Source organism: Nautilia sp., assembly GCF_053994455.1.
Genome location: NZ_JBMYAU010000094.1, coordinates 1 through 6,627, shown reverse-complemented (window position 1 = coordinate 6,627; position 6,627 = coordinate 1). Strand labels below are relative to the sequence as shown.

At 36.5% G+C, this 6,627-nt stretch carries 9 protein-coding genes; 2 read left to right on the top strand and 7 right to left on the bottom strand.

The annotated features are described in order from the left end of the window. Nucleotides 1-295 precede the first annotated feature (295 nt). The 4 genes from fabI to gap form a co-directional block, all read right to left on the bottom strand. Entirely contained in the window at nt 296-1,075 is a 780-nt protein-coding gene (gene fabI / locus ACXJIE_RS07210) for an enoyl-ACP reductase FabI (protein WP_456480294.1), read from the bottom strand. Beyond that, the gene (locus ACXJIE_RS07205; RefSeq protein ID WP_456480293.1) at nt 1,075-1,770 is read right to left on the bottom strand and encodes a triose-phosphate isomerase; all 696 of its coding nucleotides are present in this window, start codon (nt 1,768-1,770) and stop codon (nt 1,075-1,077) included. Before ACXJIE_RS07205 ends, fabI begins: the two co-directional genes overlap by 1 nt. 141 nt (nt 1,771-1,911) lie before the next feature. Then, on the bottom strand, nt 1,912-3,108 hold the full coding sequence (locus ACXJIE_RS07200; protein WP_456480292.1) for a phosphoglycerate kinase: 1,197 nt from the start codon (nt 3,106-3,108) through the stop codon (nt 1,912-1,914). Nucleotides 3,109-3,186: 78 nt separating this feature from the next. Then, nucleotides 3,187-4,170: a type I glyceraldehyde-3-phosphate dehydrogenase gene (gene gap, locus ACXJIE_RS07195; protein WP_456480291.1), complete on the bottom strand. Its 984-nt coding sequence runs from the start codon at nt 4,168-4,170 to the stop codon at nt 3,187-3,189. Between the two features lie 56 nt (nt 4,171-4,226). On the opposite strand from gap, the gene nadD reads away from it, so the two are divergent. Then, nucleotides 4,227-4,766: a nicotinate (nicotinamide) nucleotide adenylyltransferase gene (gene nadD / locus ACXJIE_RS07190; RefSeq protein ID WP_456480290.1), complete on the top strand. Its 540-nt coding sequence runs from the start codon at nt 4,227-4,229 to the stop codon at nt 4,764-4,766. Then, complete coding sequence (gene rsfS / locus ACXJIE_RS07185; protein WP_456480289.1) at nt 4,744-5,070, top strand: ribosome silencing factor; 327 nt, start codon at nt 4,744-4,746, stop codon at nt 5,068-5,070. The genes nadD and rsfS overlap by 23 nt, the downstream gene beginning before the upstream one ends. On the opposite strand, the gene ACXJIE_RS07180 is transcribed toward rsfS, so the two are convergent. The 3 genes from ACXJIE_RS07180 to ACXJIE_RS07170 form a co-directional block, all read right to left on the bottom strand. Further along, complete coding sequence (locus tag ACXJIE_RS07180; protein WP_456480288.1) at nt 5,059-5,487, bottom strand: 2-thiouracil desulfurase family protein; 429 nt, start codon at nt 5,485-5,487, stop codon at nt 5,059-5,061. The two genes, rsfS and ACXJIE_RS07180, sit on opposite strands and share 12 nt — an antisense overlap. Further along, nucleotides 5,468-6,304, bottom strand: coding sequence for a type VII toxin-antitoxin system HepT family RNase toxin (gene hepT / locus ACXJIE_RS07175; protein ID WP_456480287.1), 837 nt, complete (start codon nt 6,302-6,304; stop codon nt 5,468-5,470). Before hepT ends, ACXJIE_RS07180 begins: the two co-directional genes overlap by 20 nt. An 81-nt stretch (nt 6,305-6,385) precedes the next feature. Continuing rightward, on the bottom strand, nt 6,386-6,627 hold a 242-nt coding region (locus ACXJIE_RS07170; RefSeq protein WP_456480286.1), incomplete at its 5' end, for a DALR anticodon-binding domain-containing protein.

Below are 6,627 nucleotides of genomic sequence, written 5' to 3'. Positions count from 1 at the left end.
ACGCTCATTGAACCCATTGCTATTAAAGCTGCTAAAGACAATTTTTTTAGCATTCTCTCTCCTTTGTTTTTTTAATTTTGTCTCACAATTATATCGACAAAATTTTTAAAAATCAAATTTTTTAGTGTTTTTTTTGTGCTTTTTTTATAAAATACATATTTCTCAGTAACATAAATCTTTGTTATAAATATACTTTAATTAATAAAAAATTATAAAAACAAACTAATTTTACATAAATTTTACAAAAATTAATTTTATTTTGTGTCTGTCACCTTTTAATCGACGGATATGAAGGTTAACCTTCATATCTCGGCATTCCCATTATATTATAGCCGCTATCGACAAAATGAACCTCGCCCGTAACACCGCTTGAGAGATCACTTAACAAATACATTCCGCTGTTGCCGACTTCTTCGATAGTTACGTTTTTCATAAGAGGCGAATTTTTTTCGTTATATTTGAGTATTTCGCTGAAATCCCCTATACCGCTTGCCGCAAGTGTTTTTATAGGCCCGGCACTGAGTGCGTTGATTCTTATTTTTCTCTCTCCTAAATCAACAGCCAAATATCTGACACTTGCTTCCAAAGCCGCCTTCGCCACACCCATTACGTTATAATGCGGTATGTATCTCGTGCTTCCGAGATATGTCAGCGTAAGGACAGAAGCACCGTCGTTCATAACAGGTTCAAGTTTTTGAACGATTTCTATTAACGAATACACACTTATTTCCATTGCTATGTTAAACGCTTCTTTTGTAGTGTCTATAAATTTACCGTCAAGGGCATCTCTCGGTGCAAACGCAACGGAATGTACCAAAAAGTCGATTTTTCCGTAATCTTTTTCAATCGCCTCTTTTAACGCTTCTATTTCTTCAGGTTTGCTGACATCGAGAGGATATATGTTATTCACACCAAGTTCGTCTGCCACTTTTTGAACTCTTTTTTGAAGCTTTTCATTCTGATAAGTAAGAATTATATCGGCTCCCTGGTTTTTGCACGCTTTGGCAATTCCGTAAGCAATCGAGCGGTTGTTAGCCACACCTATAATCAGTCCTTTTTTACCTTCCATTACCATTATTTCTCCTTTTTTATCTCTTTAGCGGTTTTTATCATTTCAATAAAACTGTTCACATCCAAACTCGCACTTCCCACAAGCACACCGTCCACATTTTGAATGGAAATAATTTCTTTTATATTTTCCGGTTTTACGCTTCCTCCGTAAAGAATGGGTCTTGAAGTGAATTTTCCAATCTCTTTATGGGTTATTCTTATCTCTTCGCCTGAAGCGCTCACACCCGTTCCTATCGCCCACACCGGCTCATACGCCAAAATAAGTTTTTCATACTCCAAATCTATTCCTGCAAACTGGTTTTTCAAATATTCGATTACCGCTTCAATTCCTTTTTTTCTTATCTCAAGGGGTTCGCCTATACAATAATATATTTCGAAACCTTCGTTTTTGAAAAACTCAAATTTTTCGGATATAAATTCCTGTGACTCTTTTAATATATGTCTTCTTTCACTGTGGCCGATTAATATTTTTTTGATATTGAATTCGTTTAACTGTTCTAATCCGATTTCACCCGTAAATGCCCCGTTTAGAGTCGGATATGCGTTTTGAGCCCCTATGTAACCCCTCTCAAACAGTCCGGTGGCCGGAGGAAAAACGGCAACTTTTACATTTTCAAATTCGACTGTGTCCAATTTTTCCAAATACCTTTTAACTTCTCTTCTTGTTTTATTCGTTTTAAAATTCGCCGCTACTATCATTTTCCACCCTCTAAATTTTCAATTAAATAAAAAAACGGATTTACCGCAATAACACCGGTAATAATCAATAACACCAAACTTACAATATGCTCCATTTTATAACTCCTCAATTAAGATGTTCCTCATTTACTTTCTACTATGCTAATTTAACTCCAATGCCGCTATTCCCGGAAGTTTTTTACCTTCAAGCAGTTCAAGGCTCGCACCGCCCCCGGTTGAAATGAACGTCATTTCCTCATCGTCCCCGGCTCTTTGGACAGCATCTGCGGTATCTCCCCCTCCTACCACTTTAATTCCGTGGCTTCTTGCTATTTCATGTGATATTTTAAACGTTCCCCTGCTGAATTTATCCATTTCAAAAACACCCATAGGACCGTTCCACAAAATCGTCTGAGCATCCCATAAAACTTCTCCGAAAAGCCTCACGCTCGCAGGTCCTATATCAAGCCCCATCCAGTTATCGGGAATTTCCTGGGCGGTGACATATTTAACCATGGCATCCTCGGCAAATTTATCCGCAATAACGACATCCACAGGCAGATAAAATTTAACGCCGAGTTTTTTTGCTTCCGATATAATTTTAACCGCTTCGTCAATCAAATCGTCTTCAACCAGGGAATTACCCACATTGTAACCCAAAGCTTTTAAAAATGTAAAAGCCATTCCTCCCCCGATAATAATTTTATCAACCTTTTGAAGCAGATTTATAAGCGCCTGCAGTTTTCCGCTGACTTTACTCCCGCCTACAACAGCCACAAAAGGGCGTACCGGATTTTCAAGCAGCTTATAAAAGAAGTTTATTTCTTTAAGCAGCAAAAACCCTGCGGCTTTATGTTCATTGTCATAAAATTTTGTTATAGCTTCAACACTTGCATGGGCCCTGTGGCTTACACCAAAAGCGTCGTTAATATAAAATTCTCCGAATTCACTTAACTCTTTTGCAAAACCTTCGTCGTTTTTGGTTTCCCTCGGATCAAATCTCAGGTTTTCCAGCAAAAGAATTTCTCCGCTTTTTAAAGAGGCCGCCTTATTTTTGGCGTCTTCCCCCACCACGTCGTTTGCCATGGTTACATCCTGTTTCAGAAGATGGGAAAGTCTTTTTGCAACCGGCTTTAATGAAAATTTCTCATTAAATTCGCCTTTCGGGCGCCCGAGATGAGAGGCGATTACTATTTTACAGTCATTATCCAAAAGATATTTAATGGTGGGAAGTGCCATTCTTATACGTCTGTCATCGGTAATGTTTCCGAATTCGTCAAGAGGAACGTTAAAATCACATCTTAAAAACACTCTGCTTCCGTTTTCAAAATCAAGATCTTTAGGCGAATTAATTTTCATACTTCTCCTTTTTAGCAAAATTATAGCATATTTGCTCATTAGTATTTAACTTACATATAATTCACGGTTTTATTAATTTTAAGCTTTTTTATTTACAATATATTCAGCCATTTCAACCATTCTGTTCGAATAGCCCCATTCATTGTCATACCATGAAAATATTTTTACAAGATTTCCGTTTGCCTGTGTAAGGTCACGTGCCACTATAGAACTTGCCGGGTTTGAATTAATATCGCTGCTGACTTTATATTCTTTATCTATTTCAAGTATGCCTTTTAAATCAGTTTTGGCATGAAATTCAAGAAGCTCGTTTATCTCCTCAGCCGTTACTTCCGTTTTAAGCTCAAGCACCAAATCCATAAGGGATACGTTTGCCACAGGCACCCTTACGCTTCTCCCGTCAAGCCTGCCTTTTAAATTCGGAAGCACTTTATAAATCGCCCTCGCCGCACCGGTAAAAGTCGGAATAATATTCTCAGCCGCGGCGCGTGAGCGTCTGATATCCCTGTAATTCGGGGCGTCAAGAAGTTTCTGATCCATTGTATAGCTGTGTATGGTGGTCATAAACCCCTTGTCAATCCCGTATTTTTCGTCTATTATTTTGGCTATCGGCGCTAAGCAGTTTGTAGTGCAAGACGCGTTTGAGATAATACTTTCACCTTTGTATTCTTTATGATTCACCCCCAATACGTAAGTGGGTGTATCGTCATTCGCCGGTGCCGAAATAATTACTTTTTTGACATTTCCCTTTATATGCCCTTCAACCTCATCGCTTGTTAAAAATTTACCGCTGCATTCAAACACCACATCGGCTTCTTCGAATTTAGTTTCATTCGGAGACGAAAAAGAAGTATATGTAATAAAACTATCCCCGATTTTCAGTATGTCATCCCCTATTACTTCCACATCCAGGCTTCCTCTTACGGTATCAAACCTGAGAAGATAAGCCGCAAGTTTTATATCCATAATATCATTAACCGCCACTATTTCTATGTTTTTATTAAGTGCGACTCTTATAATGTTTCTTCCTATTCTTCCGAGTCCGTTAACAGCTATTTTCATTACAAGCCTTTTAATAAATTTTCGTAATTATAGTACAATTTGAAAAAAGGTTGTAAGTGAAAACCGCAATTTTCGGAGGAAGTTTCGACCCGCCGCATCTCGGGCACATAGAAGTTGTAAAAAAAGCGTTTGAAAATCTCGACATCGACAATCTGATTATAATGCCTAATTTCCTAAACCCTCTCAAACACTCTTTTTCGGCACCGCCCGAGCTTAGGCTCAAATGGCTTGAAAAAATATTTAAAAATTTTAAAAACCTGGAAGTGAGCGATTTTGAAATATCAAAACAAAGACCCGTATATTCGATAGAAACCATTGAGCATTTTAAACCTAAATATTTCATCATAGGAAGCGATAATTTAAAAACTTTAAATAAATGGCATAAAATTGACGAAATTCTTAAAAAAACCGAACTTGTAGTGGCAAAAAGAGGTGCAGTTGATAAAAATCTTTTAAGTAAATATAATATCAAAAAAGTTTTGGACGTTGATATTCCTGTAAGTTCTTCCCAGATTAGAAATTGCAAATTCGAATATCTTCCACAGGAAATAGAAAAAGAAATAAAGGAGTTTTATGGACAGAATTGCAAAAATTAAAGAGCTTTTGGAAGAGAAAAAAGCACTTGACGTAATAGATTATGATTTAAAAGAGAATGATTATTTCGTAGATTATGTAATAGTGGCCACAACAATGGCGGACAAACACGCCCAGGCACTGCTTGACCATCTCAAAAAAACATTAAAACCGATGGGTGAAACATTTTTGGGGGTTGATTCAAGCGACGACTGGACGGTAATCGACCTTGGCGATATTCTTATACATCTTATGAGTGAAGAATACAGAGCCAGATATCAGATGGATAAGTTTTTGGAGGAGATAAAAAACAGATTAAGAAATTAAATCCCACTCGCTTATAAGCTCAATCCCCTCTTCTTTTAATATTCTGCTCGTAAGCCCGGGAACGTCGCATTTGCATTCACATCCGTTAATATAGGCGCTTGTTTTTTTAACCCCGCAGCTTGGTGATTTTTCTTTTCCTATGAATATTTTTATATTATTTTCTTTACAGATTCTAAGCGCTTCATTCGCACCTTTAAAAAACGCCTCGGTTTTGTCAGTTCCGTTTATGTCTATTATTTTATCACCGATAAACCTTGCCGGAGGTCTTGGCGTCGGAAGGGAAAAAGCCTCGGGACAGAAAGGGATAAGTTCGTATTTTTCTTTGAGTTTTTCTATCACTTCACCCAGCAGCGGCTTTGATTTGCCGTCATACCTGCAGGGGCGCCCGAGCATACACTCACTTATCATGGCTTTCATAGCTTTTTACCGCCTTTTTAAATTCAACTAAATCTTTTAATCTTTCATCAATAATGTATTTTATTATATCAAGCTGCAGCTTTGTATATTCGTGTATTGCAATATTTCTAAAACCTGTCATTTTTTGAAGATTCAAACTTAAATTTTTATCTATTACACCATGCTTTTCAAGTATTTCAAAAATTTCTTTCGAACTTTTAGGTATCCCGAATTTATATTTTTTAATCAAATAAGAACCCAAATCAATAGCCTGCTGAACCGCCCTTTGAATATTTAAAATAACAGCGTCCTGTTTTGTGTAATTTTTTTCAAATTCTTCGTCGTAATCTTCCTCAATCCTTGCAATATATCTTTCAATTGATTTAATTTTATATAAAACATTACTTTGAGAAAACATCTGCAGCGTTACGGTCGAAATTTTTTTAAAATTTCGGGTTACCGTAGCGAAGCCGTTTGAAAAAAGTAATGTTTTAGTAAAATAATTTTTCACTATCTCTTTATCATCCTGTAAATCCAGATACCTAAGCCATATGCGGTATTCATAATCATCGGCAAATTTCGTTTTTTTAATAATTTTCCCCTTTGTAACGATTTCGTAAGCAAACACATCGTTTACATCCGCAAGATTAACCAAATCAACATCTTTTTTTAACAAAACTTCAAGGTTTTCTTTCATTTTAAAAATTTCAACTGGTGTTTTTTTACTTTTAAACAATACAGCAATATCAATATCACTGTTTTCGTTATAAGTCCCGTCGGCATAAGAACCGAAAAGCCAGATTCCTTCGACTTCTTTGAAAAATTCTTTTAGAAACAAAATTAATTTTTCATTTTTTCTTCGGACCCCAAAAAATCTATCGATTTTTCGGGGACCCCGCTTTTCATTTTTCATTCTTAACTACATTCTCTCTTTGGCTTCAATGCCAAGAAGAGAAAGTCCCAGTTTGATAATACTCGCCACAACAGCCAATATTTTAAGTCTTATTGCTTCTTTTTCACTCCCTATAACTTTGTTTTTGTTATAGAAACTGTGAAACTCGCTTGCAAGTTCATACAGATAATTTGTAAGTCTGTGAGGTTCTCTGTTTACAAACGCATCTTCTAATACATAAGGAAACTGAAGTGCCAGAAAAACCAAAT